14 protein-coding genes and 1 tRNA gene are annotated in these 15,933 nt (G+C 71.0%); 6 read left to right on the forward strand and 9 right to left on the reverse strand.

The genetic code is table 11. The annotated features are described in order from the left end of the window. The first annotated feature begins 75 nt into the window (after positions 1–75). The 3 genes from cysS to RPQ07_RS20315 all read left to right on the forward strand — a co-directional run bounded on the left by cysS (position 76) and on the right by RPQ07_RS20315 (position 4,259). Positions 76–1,476 (forward strand): cysteine--tRNA ligase, encoded by a 1,401-nt coding sequence (cysS, locus tag RPQ07_RS20305; protein WP_313945585.1) that lies wholly within the window; start codon positions 76–78, stop codon positions 1,474–1,476. Between the two features lie 94 nt (positions 1,477–1,570). Continuing rightward, complete coding sequence (gene rlmB / locus RPQ07_RS20310) at positions 1,571–2,524, forward strand: 23S rRNA (guanosine(2251)-2'-O)-methyltransferase RlmB (protein ID WP_313945586.1); 954 nt, start codon at positions 1,571–1,573, stop codon at positions 2,522–2,524. A gap of 169 nt (positions 2,525–2,693) precedes the next feature. Then, complete coding sequence (locus RPQ07_RS20315) at positions 2,694–4,259, forward strand: DoxX family membrane protein (protein WP_313945587.1); 1,566 nt, start codon at positions 2,694–2,696, stop codon at positions 4,257–4,259. A gap of 214 nt (positions 4,260–4,473) precedes the next feature. On the opposite strand, the gene RPQ07_RS20320 is transcribed toward RPQ07_RS20315, so the two are convergent. From RPQ07_RS20320 to RPQ07_RS20335, 4 genes are all read right to left on the reverse strand, one after another. Beyond that, positions 4,474–5,196 (reverse strand): nucleotidyltransferase family protein, encoded by a 723-nt coding sequence (locus tag RPQ07_RS20320; RefSeq protein WP_313945588.1) that lies wholly within the window; start codon positions 5,194–5,196, stop codon positions 4,474–4,476. A gap of 57 nt (positions 5,197–5,253) precedes the next feature. Then, positions 5,254–5,676, reverse strand: a complete 423-nt coding sequence (locus RPQ07_RS20325; protein ID WP_313945589.1) for a hypothetical protein — start codon at positions 5,674–5,676, stop codon at positions 5,254–5,256. 198 nt (positions 5,677–5,874) lie between these two features. Continuing rightward, a complete protein-coding gene (locus RPQ07_RS20330) occupies positions 5,875–7,011 on the reverse strand; it encodes a sn-glycerol-3-phosphate ABC transporter ATP-binding protein UgpC (protein ID WP_313945590.1) in 1,137 nt (378 codons plus the stop codon). 370 nt (positions 7,012–7,381) lie between these two features. Beyond that, positions 7,382–8,782 (reverse strand): transposase, encoded by a 1,401-nt coding sequence (locus RPQ07_RS20335; RefSeq protein WP_313945591.1) that lies wholly within the window; start codon positions 8,780–8,782, stop codon positions 7,382–7,384. A gap of 152 nt (positions 8,783–8,934) precedes the next feature. On the opposite strand from RPQ07_RS20335, the gene RPQ07_RS20340 reads away from it, so the two are divergent. Further along, positions 8,935–9,007 (forward strand) — tRNA-Thr (locus RPQ07_RS20340). Between the two features lie 78 nt (positions 9,008–9,085). Here RPQ07_RS20340 and RPQ07_RS20345 read toward each other — a convergent pair. Beyond that, positions 9,086–10,483, reverse strand: a complete 1,398-nt coding sequence (locus tag RPQ07_RS20345) for an FAD-dependent oxidoreductase (protein WP_313945592.1) — start codon at positions 10,481–10,483, stop codon at positions 9,086–9,088. 126 nt (positions 10,484–10,609) lie between these two features. On the opposite strand from RPQ07_RS20345, the gene RPQ07_RS20350 reads away from it, so the two are divergent. Continuing rightward, positions 10,610–11,524 carry an aminoglycoside phosphotransferase family protein gene (locus tag RPQ07_RS20350; RefSeq protein WP_313945593.1) on the forward strand — a complete coding sequence of 305 codons (915 nt, stop codon included), beginning with the start codon at positions 10,610–10,612 and terminating at the stop codon, positions 11,522–11,524. A gap of 110 nt (positions 11,525–11,634) precedes the next feature. Continuing rightward, positions 11,635–12,105, forward strand: coding sequence for a GNAT family N-acetyltransferase (locus RPQ07_RS20355; RefSeq protein ID WP_313945594.1), 471 nt, complete (start codon positions 11,635–11,637; stop codon positions 12,103–12,105). An 18-nt stretch (positions 12,106–12,123) separates the two neighbouring features. Here the strand turns inward: RPQ07_RS20355 and RPQ07_RS20360 are convergent, their stop codons facing one another. The 4 genes from RPQ07_RS20360 to RPQ07_RS20375 form a co-directional block, all read right to left on the reverse strand. Beyond that, entirely contained in the window at positions 12,124–13,179 is a 1,056-nt protein-coding gene (locus tag RPQ07_RS20360; RefSeq protein WP_313945595.1) for a zinc-binding dehydrogenase, read from the reverse strand. 91 nt (positions 13,180–13,270) lie between these two features. Continuing rightward, entirely contained in the window at positions 13,271–14,449 is a 1,179-nt protein-coding gene (locus tag RPQ07_RS20365) for an FAD-dependent oxidoreductase (protein WP_313945596.1), read from the reverse strand. A 103-nt stretch (positions 14,450–14,552) separates the two neighbouring features. Next, entirely contained in the window at positions 14,553–15,050 is a 498-nt protein-coding gene (locus RPQ07_RS20370) for a hypothetical protein (protein WP_313945597.1), read from the reverse strand. A 120-nt stretch (positions 15,051–15,170) separates the two neighbouring features. Further along, positions 15,171–15,794, reverse strand: a complete 624-nt coding sequence (locus tag RPQ07_RS20375; RefSeq protein WP_313945598.1) for a response regulator transcription factor — start codon at positions 15,792–15,794, stop codon at positions 15,171–15,173. Between the last annotated feature and the right edge of the window lie 139 nt (positions 15,795–15,933).

Raw genomic sequence — 15,933 nt, forward strand, 5'->3', positions numbered from 1 at the left:
TACAAACGTCACGAACTTGTCCCCGCGGCCCGAAAGGGTCGCGGGGCACTGCCGTGGGCCCACTACCCTTGTTGCGTGACCATTCGCCTGTACGACACCAGCGCCCGGCAGATCCGTGACTTCTCCCCGCTCACGCCGGGCTGTGTCTCGATCTACCTCTGTGGCGCGACCGTGCAGGCCGCCCCGCACATCGGGCACATCAGGTCGGGACTGAACTTCGACATCATGCGCCGCTGGTTCGAGTACCGCGGCTACGACGTGACCTTCATCCGCAACGTGACCGACATCGACGACAAGATCATCACCAAGTCGTCCGAGCAGAACCGCCCCTGGTGGTCCATCGGTTACGAGAACGAGCGCGCCTTCAACGACGGCTACACCGCCCTCGGCTGCCTGCCGCCCACCTACGAGCCGCGCGCCACCGGCCACATCACCGAGATGGTCGAGATGATGCGCGGCCTCATCGAGCGCGGCCACGCCTACGAGGCCGAGGGCAACGTCTACTTCGACGTGAAGTCCTTCCCCGGCTATCTCGAACTGTCCAACCAGGACCTCGACGACCTGCGCCAGCCCTCCGGCGACGGCGAGACCGGCAAGCGCGACCCCCGCGATTTCGCCATGTGGAAGTCCGCCAGGCCCGGCGAGCCCAGCTGGGAGACCCCGTGGGGCCGCGGCCGTCCCGGCTGGCACCTCGAGTGCTCCGCCATGGCGCACAAGTACCTGGGCACCGCCTTCGACATCCACGGCGGCGGACTCGACCTGATCTTCCCGCACCACGAGAACGAGATCGCGCAGGCCAAGGCCTACGGGGACGAGTTCGCCAGGTACTGGGTGCACAACGCCTGGGTCACCATGAGCGGCGAGAAGATGTCCAAGTCGCTCGGCAACTCGGTGCTCGTCTCCGAGATGGTCAAGAACTGGCGCCCCATCGTCCTGCGCTACTACCTCGGCACCCCGCACTACCGGTCCATGATCGAGTACAGCGAGGAAGCGCTGCGCGAGGCCGAGTCCGCCTTCGCCCGCATCGAGGGCTTCATCCAGCGCGTCACCGAGAAGGCCGGGGAAGCCGTCCCCGCCGCGGACGAGGTGCCGCCCGCGTTCGCCGAAGCCATGGACGACGACCTGGGCGTGCCCCAGGCCCTCGCCATCGTCCACACCACGGTCCGCCAGGGGAACTCCGCACTGGCGGCCGACGACAAGGAAGCCGCCGTCGCGCGCCTCGCCGAGGTCCGCGCCATGCTCGGCGTCCTCGGCCTGGACCCGCTCGACCAGCACTGGGCCGGCGAGACCGACCGCGGCGAAGACCTCCACGGCGCCGTCGACACCCTCGTACGCCTCGTGCTCCAGCAGCGCGAAGCGGCCCGGGCCCGCAAGGACTGGGGCACCGCCGACGCCATCCGCGACCAGCTCACCCAGTCCGGACTCGTCATCGAAGACGGTCCCGACGGGCCACGGTGGACCCTCGGCCCCCGCTGAGCACCCATGCAGATGTGCCGCCCGGCCCGCCGGGCGGCACACTTTCTTACATACGCACGCACGCAGACTTGAAGAAACAGGGAAACAGGTAGTCATGGCCGGGAACAGCCAGCGCAGGAACCGCCGCACGTCCAACAAGAAGGGCGCGCAGGTCGGCAGCGGTGGCCAGCGACGCCGCGGCCTCGAAGGCAAGGGCCCCACCCCGCCCGCGTCCGCCCGCAAGGGCCACAAGAAGAACCGCATCGCCACCGCCCAGGCCAAGAAGGCCGTCGGCCGGCGCCCCGTCGCCCGCCGCGGCGGCAAGGGCACCTCCGAGATGGTCGTCGGCCGCAACCCCGTCTTCGAGGCCCTGCGCGACGGCGTCCCCGCCTCCACGCTCTACGTCCAGCAGTTCATCGACAACGACGAGCGCGTACGCGAGGCTCTCCAGCTCGCCACCGGCCGCGGCAACATCAACATCATGGAAGCCCCGCGGCCCGAGCTCGACCGCATGACCAACGGGCTCAACCACCAGGGCCTCGTCCTCCAGGTCCCGCCCTACGAGTACGCGCACCCCGAGGACCTCGCGGCCGCCGCCTTCGACGACGGCGAGGACCCGCTCATCGTCGCTCTCGACGGCGTCACCGACCCGCGCAACCTCGGCGCCGTCGTCCGCTCCGTCGCCGCCTTCGGCGGCCACGGCGTCGTCGTCCCCGAGCGTCGCGCCGCCGGCATGACCGCCGGTGCCTGGAAGACCTCCGCCGGCACCGCGGCCCGCACCCCCGTCGCGCGCGCCACCAACCTCACCCGCGCTCTGGAGTCGTACCAGAAGGCCGGACTCACCGTCGTCGGCCTCGCCGCCGACGGCGACCACGAGGTCGGCGACCTCACGGAACTCGGCGGCCCGCTCGTCATCGTCGTCGGCAGTGAGGGCAAGGGCCTGTCCCGGCTCGTCGGCGAGACCTGCGACTTCCTCGTCCGCATCCCGATGCCCGGCGGCGCCGAATCGCTCAACGCCGGTGTGGCCGCCGGTGTCGTCCTCTACGAGGCCGCCAAGCGCCGCGCCTGACACCGCATTTCCGCGCTTCCGACGCGTTAACCGGCCAATTCACCAGCCTTGACGGGTCTCGGACAGATAGGGCCCGTCACGGCAGTGTCCTAAGTCCACATCACTCGGTTAGATGAGTGTGGACACCAGAACGCCCCGGCCCGGGTTCGATGATCAGCCTGCGCTGAGCATGGTCAAGGTTGACTGCGATCCCGCGCAGGTCATCGTGAACCACGCCAGCTTCCGGGTGCAGCTCGCCCAGAGCCCGCGCCCCGCACGTGCCCTCGCGCAGACCGCCCTCATTCCCGTCGTCGGCGCGGCCGGCCGGGTGGTGCGCAGGCGGGCGCCCGTCGTCTGGAGCGGAAAGTCGGCGCCCGGGGACGCCGGCGCCACCGGCCTGCTCCAGGCCGTACGCAACACCACCGCCGGGCGCGACGCCTACGACAGCGACCGCTACGACAGCGACCGCTACGACACCGGCGCCACGCAGACCATCCCGCGCCTCGACCTCGCCGAGGACACCGAGCCGACCCCCGTCGTCCCCGCCCCCGGCGGCGGCGACCGGCCCCTCCTGCCGCCCATGCGGCAGGCCGTCGGCGCCTACGACTCGTACCACTCCCACGGCCAGGAGCCGTACGAGGACGACGAGTTCGACCTGAGCGAGCACGGTGACGACGACCGCCCGCAGCGCCACGGCGCCGACACCGTCCGGCACGCCTACTACCCCGGCCGCCGGATGAACCTCGGAGTGGTGCTGCTGCCGCTGCGCGTGTTCCTCGGCTTCATCTCCATCTACGCCGGCATGGGCAAACTGTGCGACCCCGTCTACTTCGACGGCGGCGAACGCGGCTCCATGGTGAAGTGGCTCAACTCCCTCCACCCGTGGGCCCTTGCCGAACCCCTGCGGGACTTCGCCCTCTCCCACCCCGTCGGCGCGGGCCTCACCGTCGCCTTCCTCCAGGTCGTCGTCGGCGTCCTCACCGTGCTCGGCCTCTGGCAGCGCGTCGCCGCGGTGATCGGCGTCCTCCTGTCGGCCGCACTGATCCTCACCGTCAGCTGGAAGACCGTCCCCGCCTACGACGCGCCGGACATCATCTACCTCGCCGCCTGGTCCCCGCTGATCATCGCGGGCGCCCCCGTGTACTCCATCGACGGACGCCTCGCGGGCGAGGCCTGGCGCAAACTCGGCCCCCGCTCCGAACTGTGGGAACTGCGGCAGCGTGTGCTGCGCCGCGGAGCGATCGTCGCCTCCGTCGTCGTCGGCCTCACCCTGCTCATCGGCTCCGTACTCGGCGGAGCCGTCCGCTCCACCGACATGGTCACCGTCCCCGGGCCCAACCAGGACCCGACCAACCACCGCCCCGGCTCCCCGCTGGAGCAGGAGCCGACCACCGGACGCAGCTCCTCCGGCCCGTCCGGTGACGCCGACAGGCCCACCCCGTCCGCGAGCCGCGCCGAGACCCCCGAGCAGGAGAAGTCGACGCCCTCGCAGGAGGCCGTGCGCGAGAGCGGACGCGTCGCCGAACGCCCCAGCGAGACACAGGGAAGCAGCCAGGAACAGCCCGGCCGCTCCGAGCCGGCCGAGGAACCCCCGGCGGGCAGCTCGGGCCCCAGCTCCAGCGGCGGCGGTGGTGACGGCTCCGGCGGCGGTGGTGACGGCGGCGGCTCCTCCTCCGGCGGGAACTCCGGAGGCTCGTCGGGCGGATCCGGTGGCGGTTCGAGCGGCGGGCGCGTGATCGGCGGCCTGCTCGGCTGACCCCACGACCCAGCACGACGCACCACGACGCACCACGACGAAGAGGCGGCCACCGGGAGTCCGGTGGCCGCCTCTTCGTCATGTCCGGGCCCCCTCGCGGGGTCCGGCGGGGCTCCGCGAGGCCCACCGGGCTCCGTGCGGCGCTGCACGGGCCCGTACGGGGCCTGCGGACGCCGGCCGGGGGGTTGTTCGGGGGTTCGGGGAACGCGGCGCCTCAGCGGGCCTGCGCGGCAAGCTCCTTGGCCGCTTCCGTCAGATCCTTCGCCGTGTCGATCGCCCGCCAGTACGCGCCGTTCGGCAGCGGGAACCCGGCCAGACGCCTCTCCCGCGCCAGCCCCGGGAACGTGGTCCGCTCATGGTCGCCCCGATCCGGCAGAAGCTCCGTGAAGGCCGAGGAGAACACGTACACACCGGCGTTGATCAGATACGGCGACGGCGGCGACTCGATGAAGTCGGTGATGTGACCGAACGCGTCGGTCTCGACCGCGCCCCACGGGATCCGGGGACGGGCCAGCGCGAGCGTCGCGAAGGCGTCACGCTCGGTGTGGAAGGCCGCCATGTCCCGCAGCGAGAAACGGGTCCAGATGTCACCGTTCGTCGCGTACCAGGGCTCGTCGGGGGCCGGGAGATGCCCGGCGGCGTACTTCAGACCGCCGCCGCGGCCCAGGGGTTCGCTCTCGACGACCGTCGTCACCCGCAGCGGCAGGTCCGCGCCCTCCAGCCACTCCTGGAGAACCTCGGCGAGATGACCGCAGGAGACGACGGCGTCCGTCACGCCCTCCGAGGCCAGCCAGGCAAGCTGATGGCCGATGATCGGGGTCCCGGTGCCCGGGATCTCGACCATCGGCTTGGGGCGGTCGTCGGTGTACGGGCGCAGCCGCGAGCCCTGGCCGCCGGCCAGGACCACGGCCTGCGTCGGATACGTAGGCGTTTGCATGCCGTGAACGATATGCGGCGCAGGTGAGGACAAGCGGCGTGGGCCGCGGCCGGCCGGTCAGCTCCCCTGCGTCTGCTGGGCGACGCCGGTGGCGAAGGAGGTGTCGCAGACGGGCTGCGAGTACGTCTGCGCGCGAGTCGGCCCGAACCGGTCCACGGCCGCGCGGCCGAGAGCCTTCGCGATCGACATGCAGTGCTTGGCGAGGGACGGACGCTCCTCCACCTCACGCTGGAGATGGGTCAGGGCGACGCTGGGGTCCTTCTCCTGGAGCTCGGCGAGGAGCCGGTCACGGAGAACATCCTGCGGCGCGCGTGACGTGGCGCGGACGGAGACGTTCTGGGAAGAGGCGGTGAGCATCTGCGACTCGCCGGAATGCCCGGCCCACGGCACGCTGGTGACCGCGAGGGTTCCGGAGAGCACCAGGACGACGGGCAGAACGAGAGCGAGAGTGCGGCCGATTCGGCGTGCTGTGTGGGTCACGCGAGCGAGCGTAGCGGTCAGTGATGATTTGGCGACATTTAGTCACTCGCCCGGGGGATGGTTCGACGAAGCTTTTCGAATCAGGTGTTGACGAGTGATGGTGAAATGCCCGAAGTGTTGGGTTATTTGTCGACACGCAAAAACGGCCCCGCAAGAACTGCGGGGCCGTTTCGGCGAGTTGCGCGCGACGCCGGAGCGTCAGTTGCTCAGACGCTCGCCCGACGAGGTCGCGAAGACGTGGATCTCACCCGGACGCGGCACGACGTGCAGCTCCGCGCCCTTCTCCGGCACGGCACGGCCACCGACGCGGACCACGAGGTCCTTGTGCTCGCCGCCGACCTGGGCCGAGCCGTAGACGTAACCGTCGGCGCCCAGCTCCTCCACGACGTTCACGGAGACCGCGAGACCCGCGGGCGCGTCCTCGGTGTCCTTCGACAGCGACTTCGCCGCGGCGCCGTTGTGCTCGACGACGTCGAAGTGCTCCGGGCGGACACCGACGGTGACCGTCGTGTCGCCGCGGTCCGCGGCGGCGGTCAGCGCCTCACGCGAGACCGGGACGACGCTGTTGCCGAACTTCACGCCGCCGTCGGTGATCGGAACCTCGACGAGGTTCATCGCCGGCGAGCCGATGAAGCCGGCGACGAAGAGGTTCGCCGGCCGGTCGTACATGTTGCGCGGCGAGTCGACCTGCTGGAGCAGACCGTCCTTGAGGACCGCGACCCGGTCGCCCATCGTCATGGCCTCGACCTGGTCGTGCGTGACGTACACGGTCGTGATCCCCAGACGGCGCTGCAGGCTCGCGATCTGCGTACGCGTCGACACACGGAGCTTGGCGTCGAGGTTCGACAGCGGCTCGTCCATGAGGAAGACCTGCGGCTCCCGCACGATGGCCCGCCCCATCGCCACACGCTGCCGCTGACCACCCGAGAGCGCCTTCGGCTTGCGGTCCAGGTACTCGCTGAGGTCGAGGATCTTCGCGGCTTCCTCGACCTTCTGGCGGATGGTGGACTTGTTGACGCCGGCGATCTTGAGCGCGAAGCCCATGTTGTCGGCGACGGTCATGTGCGGGTACAGCGCGTAGTTCTGGAACACCATGGCGATGTCCCGGTCCTTGGGCGGCAGGTGCGTGACGTCGCGGTCACCGATCCGGATGGACCCGGCGTTGACGTCCTCGAGCCCGGCGAGCATGCGCAGGGAGGTGGACTTGCCGCAGCCGGAGGGACCGACGAGGACGAGGAACTCCCCGTCCTGGGTCTCGATCTCCAGCTGATCGACGGCGGGCTTCTCGGTACCCGGGTAGATCCGGGTCGCCTTGTCGAACGTGACAGTGGCCATGGTGAGGCTGCTCCTTCACCGGCAGGAACGTGCCGGACGATCCGTTGTAAGGGAGTGGTGTAGTCCAGTTGAGCGGACTTGCCGTGACGCTACCTGGCGATGTGTGTTCTGTCAGTAGGGGAGGGGGAGGGAATATTCGGCTTCGGGGGAGAACCGGGCAGAGCGACGTACTTGTGGCTCGCGACGACTGATGGCTGAGCAGAGCAGTTGCCTTGTGGCCTGCTGCCGCACACCAGCGGCGCTTCCTGCTTCACAGCCCAGTGCCGGCCGGGGGCAGCCTTCGAGGCCACCTCAGGACGGTCTTACGCGAGCTCCACAGGCATTCCGGCCGACAGCCCGTCGGTCCGTGACGCGTATCGCCGGCTCGTCTCTACGAGGTGACGAGAATCTCAGGCAGTTCCGACGCCTTGATCACCGGTGGTGTCACTCTCCCCGGGGGCAAGGCGGCGGCGACCAGCCAGTACAGCCGCATCCCCTCGTCCCGGAGATTCACGGCCGCGTTCTTGTCACGGCCATGCACCGCACCGCAGTCCGCACAGGTCCACTCCCGTACGGACACGTCCAGACGAGGTCCCTTGGTGTGGCACGAGGAACATCGTCGCGTGGAGGGGAAGAAGCGGTCGACGATCACGAGGGTCCGGCCGTACCAAGCGCACTTGTAGCGCAGCTGGCGCAGCAGTTCGCCCCAGGCGGCATCCGTGATCGCCTGATTCAGCTTTGCCTTCCGCTTCCGGCCTGTGCCGACGGCAGGGCGCAGCAGGTTGGTGATCGGCAGGTCCTCCACCACGAGCACTTGGTTCTCGCGCACGAGGCGGGTGGTGAGCTGGTCGATCATGTCCCTGCGCACATCGCTGATGAGAGCGTAGAGCCTGGCGATCCTCTTCCTGGCCTTCTCCCGGTTCCGTGACCCCTTCTTCTTACGGTGCAGTTGTCTCTGGAGGCGGGCCAGTTCGGCGGCGTGCTTCGCGAGCAGCCGAGGGTGCGCGACCTCTGTTCCGTCGTCCAGCGTCACCAGGGCTTTGAGACCCAGATCGAGCCCGACGGCCTTCGGCTGGCCACTGCTGGGCAGGGACACCGGCGGCAGCGGCTCGATCCGTTCCTCGACCAGCACCGCCAGGAACCAGCGTCCTGCCCTGTCCCGCGTCACCGTCAGTTTCAGCGGGACCTGGCCACTCGGCAGTGGCCGTGACCACCGGACGTTCAGAGGCGCCGTCTGCTTCGCCAACGTGATCATGCCGATGCCCGGCTGATCGGGATCTTCGACCCACCGGAAACCGGTGCGGACGTAGGTCGCCGAGTCCCGGGACCGGTGTTTCGTCTTCCGCTTCGGGTGCTTCGCGGTCTTCTTGAAGAAGCGGGAGAACGCGCCTTCAAGGTTTCGCAGGGCCTGCTGCAATACCGCGGACGAGACTTCGCGGAGCCACGACGTCTCCGCGGCCCTGCGCCACCCGGTCAGCGCCCGGCAGGTCTCCGCGAAGCCGACCGACACCCGGTGCTTCTCCCAGGCCTCCGACCGGAGGGCGAGACCCTCGTTGTAGACCCACCGGCAGGCACCGAACGTCTGCTGGAGTTGCCCGGCCTGCTCCGCTGTCGGATAGAACCGGAAGCGGTAGACGCGCGACTGCGTCCCGCGTTCTGTGACCCGCTGTTTCAACGGTGTCGCCGGCCGGTCGTGGTGCTTCCGACGACCTGCGATGCCCAATGCCTCGCGCTTCACGTACTCGGCTTCCGCGCCGGTGAGGCGCACCGGCTTCTCCCGTGATTCCCCCATGCCTCCACCCCCGGTCCGATCTTCAGAACGGCACACCAGTCCGTTCAACGAACGGTTGGGCGAGTGGTTACGAAGGTCGAATCTTCTTGGCGGACGGGTCCGAGCGCTGTGTAGAGTGGTCACGCTTCGTTGCGTGTTCGAGCGCGCACGATGCCGCCTTAGCTCAGTTGGAAGAGCTCTCCACTTGTAATGGAACGGTCGTCGGTTCGATTCCGACAGGCGGCTCAGATCACGCCAGTGCCCCGGACCGCATCGGTCCGGGGCACTGGTACGTTCCGGGCCTTTCCGGCGCCCGTCCCCGCTCTAGCCGCGCCCCGACACCCTGTCCGCCAGTGTCGCCACCCGGTCCGTCGCCGTCGTGCGGCCCGTCGATTCGCGGCGGTCCGCGCCGCGGTAGGCCGCGTACATCGCCTGGACTCCGAGCCAGCGCAGCGGCTCCGGTTCCCATTTGCGGACCTTGTGGTTGACCCAGGGGAGCGTCGTGAGGTCCGTGGGGCCGGACTGGCCCGAGTCCTGTTGGATCAGGTCGCGCAGGGTGCGCGCCGCGAGGTTCGTGGTGGCGACGCCCGAGCCGACGTAGCCGCCCGCCCAGCCGAGGCCGGTGGAGCGGTCCAGGGTGACGGTGGCGCACCAGTCGCGGGGGACGCCGAGGACGCCCGACCAGGCGTGGTCGATGCGGACGCCCGCCGTGGTGGGGAAGAAGCGGACGAGGATGTCGCGCAGGGCCTGGACGGTGGCGGGCTGGGTGCGGCCGTCGTTGTCGGTGCGGGAGCCGTAGCGGTAGGGGATGCCGCGACCGCCGAGGGCGATGCGGTTGTCGGCGGTGCGCTGGGCGTACATGTAGGCGTGGGCCATGTCGCCGAGGGCTTCGCGGCCGTCCCAGCCGATGGTGTCCCAGACGGACTGGGGGAGCGACTCCGTGGCGATCATGGAGGAGTTCATCGGGAGCCAGGCGCGGCGCTGGCCCTTGAGGCCCGCGGTGAAGCCTTCGGTGCAGCGCAGGATGTAGGGGGCGCGGACGGTGCCGTAGGGCGTGACGGCGTGTTTTGGCCTGATCTCGGTGACGGGCGTGGACTCGTGGATGGTGACGCCGAGTGCCGCGACGGTGTCGGCGAGGCCTTTGACGAGTTTGACGGGGTGGAGCCGGGCGCCGTGGGGTGTCCAGCTGGAGGCGACGGCTCCGGCGACGCGGACGCGGTCGGCGGTCTCGCGGGCGCCGAGGAGGGCGCGGTCCTTTTCGCCGAAGGCGATCTCGACGGCGTGGAACGTCTTGAGGCGTTCGAGCTGGGCGGGGGTGTAGGCGACTTCGAGGACGCCGCCCTGGTGGATGTCGGCGTCGATGTTCTCTTCGGCGGCGGTGCGGACGACTTCGTCGACGGTGTCGTTCATGGCCTGCTGGAGGCGTACGGCGGCGTCGTGGCCGTGGAGTCGGGCGTAGCGGCCGCGGCCGGCGATGCCGTTGTAGAGCCATCCGCCGTTGCGTCCGGAGGCGCCGTAGCCGCAGAACTTGGCTTCGAGGACGGTGATGTTGAGGAAGGGGACGGCTTTCTTGAGGTAGTAGGCCGTCCACAGGCCGGTGTAGCCGCCGCCGACGATGCAGATGTCGGCGGTGGTGTCGCCGGGCAGGGGTTCCCTCGGTACGGGGAGGCCTTCCTGCGCGTACCAGAACGAGATGCCGCCGTTGACGGTGCTGGTGCTCATGTTGTCCCTGCTCCGGCGAGTGTGCCTGTGTTGTGCGGGGAGGCTACCGGCCGGCCGGTGTGGGGGAGACCTGGGGCCGGGGAAATTGCCGGGTGGGGGCGGGTGGGGTGTCCGTAGGATCGCGGCATGATCGAGGTTCCGGAGGAGCTTGCGGCGACGCAGTTCAAGTACGGCGGTGAGGCCGGGCGGGAGTTCATCGCGGCGCTGCCGGAGCGGGCGGCGGAGTTTTTGGAGCGGTGGGAGCTGACGCGGTCGGGTGCTGCGATGCACGGCTGGTGCGCGCTGGTGCTTCCGGTGGTGCGGCGGGACGGTTCGCGGGCTGTGCTGAAGCTTCAGGCGCTCGACGAGGAGAGCGTGGGGGAGCCGGTCGCGTTGCGTGTGTGGGACGGGGCCGGGGCGGTGCGGCTGTTGGACCATGATCCGGTGACGGGCACGATGCTGCTGGAGCGGCTCGGGGGTGCGGCGCGGGCGGGGGACGTGGCCGGTTCGTGGGTGCATCTGTCGGCCGTCGAGGATGCGCGGGAGGCGGTGCGCGTGCTGGCGGGGCTGCTGGTGCGGTTGACGTCGGTGGCGGCGCCGCCGGGGTTGCGGCGGCTGGGGGACGTCGCTGAGCGGATGCTGGCGGATGTGCCGGACGCGCTGAGGTTGCTGGGGGACGTGGGGGAGCGCCGGCTGCTGGCGGACTGTGCGGCGGCGGTGCGGGAGGTGGCGGGTGAGCCGGGGGACCGGCTGCTGCACTGGGATCTGCATTACGACAACGTCATGGCGGGCGCGCGGGAGCCGTGGCTTGCCATTGACCCGAAGCCGCTGGCGGGGGATCCGGGGTTCGATCTGATGCCGGCGCTCGACAACCGTTTCGATCCGGCGGAGACGCTGTGGCGTTTCGATCTGCTGACGGAGGCGCTGGGTCTGGACCGGGAGCGCGCGAAGGCGTGGACGCTGGGGCGGGTGTTGCAGAACAGCTTGTGGGATCTGGAGGACGGGGAGGAAGGGCTCCAGGAGTCGCAGATGTCCATCGCGCGGGCGCTGCTGGCGCGTTGAGGGCTGCCCACCCGGGGGGCGCGGGCCGTGCAGGGGCACTGGCGCCGGGGGCGGATGGGCGCGCGGGAATCGGCTGGCGTGGCGCGTGGTCGGGCGTGCACGCTGATCACATGATTCGTGAAGCCACACCTGCTGATGTGCCCGAGATCCTTGCCATGATCCGTGAGCTGGCGGAGTACGAGAAGGCTCCGCAGGAGGCGCGGGCGACGCCGGAGCAGTTGCACGCGGCGCTGTTCGGCGAGCGCCCGGGGGCGTATGCGCACATCGCGGAGACGGATGAGGGCGAGGTGGTGGGGTTCGCGCTGTGGTTCCTCAACTTCTCGACGTGGACCGGGGTGCAGGGGCTGTATCTGGAGGATCTGTTCGTCCGTCCGGACCGGCGTGGGGGCGGGTACGGGAAGGCGTTGCTGACGGAGCTGGCGCGGATCTGTGGGGAGCGGGGTTATGAGCGCTTCGAGTGGTCGGTGCTGGACTGGAACGCCCCGTCGATCAGCTTCTACGAGGCACTCGGTGCGAGGCCGCAGGACGAGTGGACGGTGTACCGGTTGACCGGCGAGGCGCTCAAGTCGCTTGGTTCATAGGGGGGTTGGGGGCGCGGTCTACGGCTTGGCGCCGGGGGTGCGCCGCGGGCGGGGTTCGAGGACGACCTTGCCGACGGTGCCGCGGGTCTCCAGTGCGCGGTGGGCGTCGGCTGCCAGCTCGAGCGGGTAGCGGGTCACGGCGGGGCGGAGTCGTCCTGCGGCGGCTTCGGCCAGTGCGCGGGTTTCGAGGGTGCGGATGTCGCCGCCGGCCTTCTCCAGCATGACGGGGCCGAGGACTCCTTCGGAGGTGATGCCGCGTTCGGCGAGTTCCTCGTCGGTGAAGGTCAGCGGGCCGCCGTCGGAGATGCCCTGGCTGGACCAGCCGAAGACGATGTGGCGGCCGCCCTTGCCGAGGAGGTCGACGGCGGCGCGGGCGGTGTCGCCTCCGACGGAGTCGTAGACGACGGTGGCGCGGCGGTCGCCGAGGTGTTCGCGGACGACGGCGGGCCAGTCGGGCCGGGTGTAGTCGACGGCGAGGTCGGCGCCATTGGCGGTGACGCGGGTGACCTTGGCGGGGCCGCCGGCGAGGCCGATGACATGGGCGCCGGCGTTCTTGGCGTACTGGACGAGCAGGGTGCCGATGCCGCCGGCGGCGGCGGGGACGACGACGATGTCGCCGGGGCCGAGGTCGGTGAACTGGAGGATGCCGAGCGCGGTGCGTCCGGTTCCGATCATGGCGACGGCTTCGGCGGGGTCGAGGCTGTCGGGGATCTCGTGGAGCCGGGGGGTGTCGGTGACGGTGAGTTCGGCGTAGCCGCCCACGGAGCTTCGTCCGGGAGGTGCCCCCTGGATCAGGCCGAGGTGGGCGACGACGCGTCTGCCGAGCCAGCTCGGGTCGGCGCCCTCGCCGAGGGCGTCGACGACGCCGGCGACCTCGCGGCCGGGGACGGCGGGGAGTTCCGCGGCGGCGGGGTGGGGGCCGAGGGAGCCTTCGCGCAGGGCGGCGTCGAGGAGGTGTACGCCGGCGGCGGCGACGGCGATGCGGACCTGGCCGGGGCCGGGTACGGGGTCCTCGGTCTCTTCGTAGCGGAGGTTCTCGGGCGGTCCGAAGGTGTGGAGGCGGATGGCGTGCATGGCGGGCTCCCCTGTGTCGCGTGCCGGGTCGGGTCGTGTGCGGACCCGGGCCGCGGGGGCCCGGATCCGTTCGTGGCCCCACCCTCCGACCTCAAGTCCGCTTGAGGTCAAGCGAATCGGTGGTGCGCTTGGTGGCGAGGAGTGCGAGCGACGCGGCTTCGAGCCCGCTGTTGAACGACACCTCGGAGAGCAGTCCGGGTGCGGCGACCTGGTCGCCCGCCAGATAGATGCCGTTGCCGCGGTCGATTCCCGGACGGTCGCGCCAGGTGGTGCCGGGCAGGTCGACGGCGCCGGTACGGCCGCTTGCGAGCCCTTCGCGCCGCCACTGGGTCCGCTCGCGCCAGCCGGGGAAGCCGAGGTCGAGGAGGGTTTCGGCGTGGGCGATGCCGTCGGCCTTGGACTGGTCGGGGGCGATGGGCAGCTGGCCCTGGATGAGGGACTGCCCGGCGGGGGCGAGGGAGCGGTCCGAGGCGGTGAAGCGTTCCAGCCAGCCGGGGGCGTCGAGGTCGGAGACGACGAACGGGTCGCCTCTGCGGGCGCGCAGCGCGAGGTCGATCAGGACGGTGCGGCCGCTCGGGCCCTCCAGGGTGCTGTCGCCGAGGAGGCGGCGGGCGGCGTCGAGCGAGGTCGCGACGATCACCGGGCCCCTGCGTTCGGGGAGGGCGTCGACGCGGGAGGTGGTCTCGATGCGTACGCCGAGGTCCCAGGCGCGGGCGGCCATGCGCTCGATGAGCCGGCCCCAGCCTCCGCGCGGGTAGTGGGCTTCGGGCGGCAGGGAGGTGGACCGTCGCAGCCGCTCCTGGACAAAGGCGGCGGAGAGCGATCCGGGGTCGTGGTGGAAGAGGGCGACGCCCATCCAGTGGGCTGCGGCGCGGGCGCCCTCCTCGCCGACCCGGCTGCTCGCCCAGGTGAGGAAGTCGCTGTCCACCGGGGCCTGTTCGGGTGTGGTCAGAGCCAGTCGCAGCAGGGCGAGGGGCGGGGTCCTGCGCAGGACGCCGCCGCGGCGGAAGCGGAGCCGGGCACTTTCGCGCAGCGGCGGGGTGGCCACCGGGCCGAGGAGGCCGCGCTGCTGGAGCCAGGTCCAGTGGGGGCCGCGGCGGTAGAGGGCGTGAGGTCCGTCGTTGGTCCGGTACGGGCCTTCGGCGGTGCGGGCGCGGCCGCCGAGGGTGTGGTGGGCCTCGTACAGGGTCACTTTGGCGCCGGACTCGGCGGCGGCGACGGCCGCGGTGAGCCCGGCGAAGCCGCCACCGATGACGGTGATCTCGTGCATGGCTGTCCTTCCCGTGGGGCGTTCTCGGGAAGGGGACGGATCGGGGAGGCCGATGTGTGACATCGGCGCCGGGTCCCGGCGCGGGACCGGGGTGACGGGAGGGTCAGGTGCGCGGGAAGCGCGCCTGGAGGTCCCAGATCACGGGGTTGTCCGCGAGGCCTTCGTGCATGTCGGCGAGGTCGGCGATCAGGTCGTGGAGGAAGTCGCGGGCTTCGCGGCGCAGCTCGCCGTGGCCGAAGGTGAGGGGAGGCTCGTCGCGGGGCATCCAGTCGGCCTCGACGTCGACCCAGCCGAAGCGCCGCCGGAAGAGCATCCGGTCGGCGGATTCGGTGAAGTCCAGTTCGGCGTGCTGGGGTTTGGCGGCGCGGCTGCCGAGCGGGTCGCGGTCGATGCGCTCGACGATGTCGCACAGGGCCCAGGCGAAGTCGAGTACGGGCACCCATCCCCAGGCTGTGGACAGCTCGCGGTCCTCTTTGGTGTCGGCGAGGTAGACGTCGCCGCTGAAGAGGTCGTGGCGCAGGGCCTGGACGTCCGCGCGGCGGTAGTCGGTCTGCGGGGGGTCCGGGAAGCGCCGGGAGAGGGAGTAGCCGATGTCGAGCACGGCTCGATGGTGTCACGGTGATGGGGTACGCGGTTCCGGGCGGCCGGGGGAGGCGGCCCGGCGGGCGCGGTGGACCCCGCGGGTGGGCGGCCGCCGTGGGGCCGCGGCCCGTGTGGCGGCTTACGGCAGCAGGCGCTGCTCCTTGGCCACGGCGACCGCTCCGGCCCGGGTGTCCACGTCGAGCTTGGCGTAGATACGGCCCAGGTGGGTCTTCACGGTCGCTTCGCTGATGAACAGCGCGCGGGCGATGTCGCGATTGGCGAGGCCGCGTGCGAGCTGGCCGAGGATGTCCCGCTCGCGGTCGGTCAGCGTCGGCCGGCCGGTGCCGCGCATACGGTCCATGACGCGGCCGGCGACCGGGGCGGAGAGGGCGGTGCGGCCCTGGGCGGCGGCGTGGATCGCCGAGAAGAGTTCTTCGGGCCGCTCGGCCTTGAGGAGGTAGCCCGTCGCGCCGGCCTCGATGGCCCGGGTGATGTCGGCGTCGGTGTCGTACGTGGTGAGGACCAGGACGTGGACACCGGGTGCGGCGATCCGCCGGGTGGCTTCCACACCGTCGATGCCGGGGCCCAGCTGGAGGTCCATGAGGACGACGTCGGGCCGGAGCTTCGCGGCAGCGGCGACGGCTTCCTCGCCGCTGCCCGCTTCGCCGACGACCTCGATGTCGGGTTCGCTGGCGAGGAGGGCGAGCAGCCCGGCGCGTACGACGGCGTGGTCGTCGCAGAGGAGGATCCGTACGGCGGTCATGGGCGCTTCCCTTCGAAGCGGGCGGCGGTCATGGGCGCTCCCGGGGTGGGCCTGCGGGGGGTTACGGGCGCTCCCGGGTCGGGCGGGCGGGGGGCCGTGGGCGCTCCCTGGTGAAGCGCGCGCCGTCCGGGCGTACCGC

Origin of the sequence: Streptomyces sp. AM8-1-1 (assembly GCF_032229325.1) — a bacterium.
Classification (GTDB): domain Bacteria; phylum Actinomycetota; class Actinomycetes; order Streptomycetales; family Streptomycetaceae; genus Streptomyces; species Streptomyces achmelvichensis.

Coding starts and splice junctions, on each gene's coding strand:
- RPQ07_RS20335 (WP_313945591.1), bottom strand. CDS start 8,782: ATGGGGGAATCACGGGAGAAGCCGGTGCGCCTCACCGGCGCGGAAGCC.
- RPQ07_RS20345 (WP_313945592.1), bottom strand. CDS start 10,483: ATGAGCACCAGCACCGTCAACGGCGGCATCTCGTTCTGGTACGCGCAG.
- RPQ07_RS20355 (WP_313945594.1), top strand. CDS start 11,635: ATGATTCGTGAAGCCACACCTGCTGATGTGCCCGAGATCCTTGCCATG.
- RPQ07_RS20360 (WP_313945595.1), bottom strand. CDS start 13,179: ATGCACGCCATCCGCCTCCACACCTTCGGACCGCCCGAGAACCTCCGC.
- RPQ07_RS20330 (WP_313945590.1), bottom strand. CDS start 7,011: ATGGCCACTGTCACGTTCGACAAGGCGACCCGGATCTACCCGGGTACC.
- RPQ07_RS20375 (WP_313945598.1), bottom strand. CDS start 15,794: ATGACCGCCGTACGGATCCTCCTCTGCGACGACCACGCCGTCGTACGC.
- rlmB (WP_313945586.1), top strand. CDS start 1,571: ATGGCCGGGAACAGCCAGCGCAGGAACCGCCGCACGTCCAACAAGAAG.
- RPQ07_RS20320 (WP_313945588.1), bottom strand. CDS start 5,196: ATGCAAACGCCTACGTATCCGACGCAGGCCGTGGTCCTGGCCGGCGGC.
- RPQ07_RS20365 (WP_313945596.1), bottom strand. CDS start 14,449: ATGCACGAGATCACCGTCATCGGTGGCGGCTTCGCCGGGCTCACCGCG.
- RPQ07_RS20350 (WP_313945593.1), top strand. CDS start 10,610: ATGATCGAGGTTCCGGAGGAGCTTGCGGCGACGCAGTTCAAGTACGGC.
- RPQ07_RS20315 (WP_313945587.1), top strand. CDS start 2,694: ATGGTCAAGGTTGACTGCGATCCCGCGCAGGTCATCGTGAACCACGCC.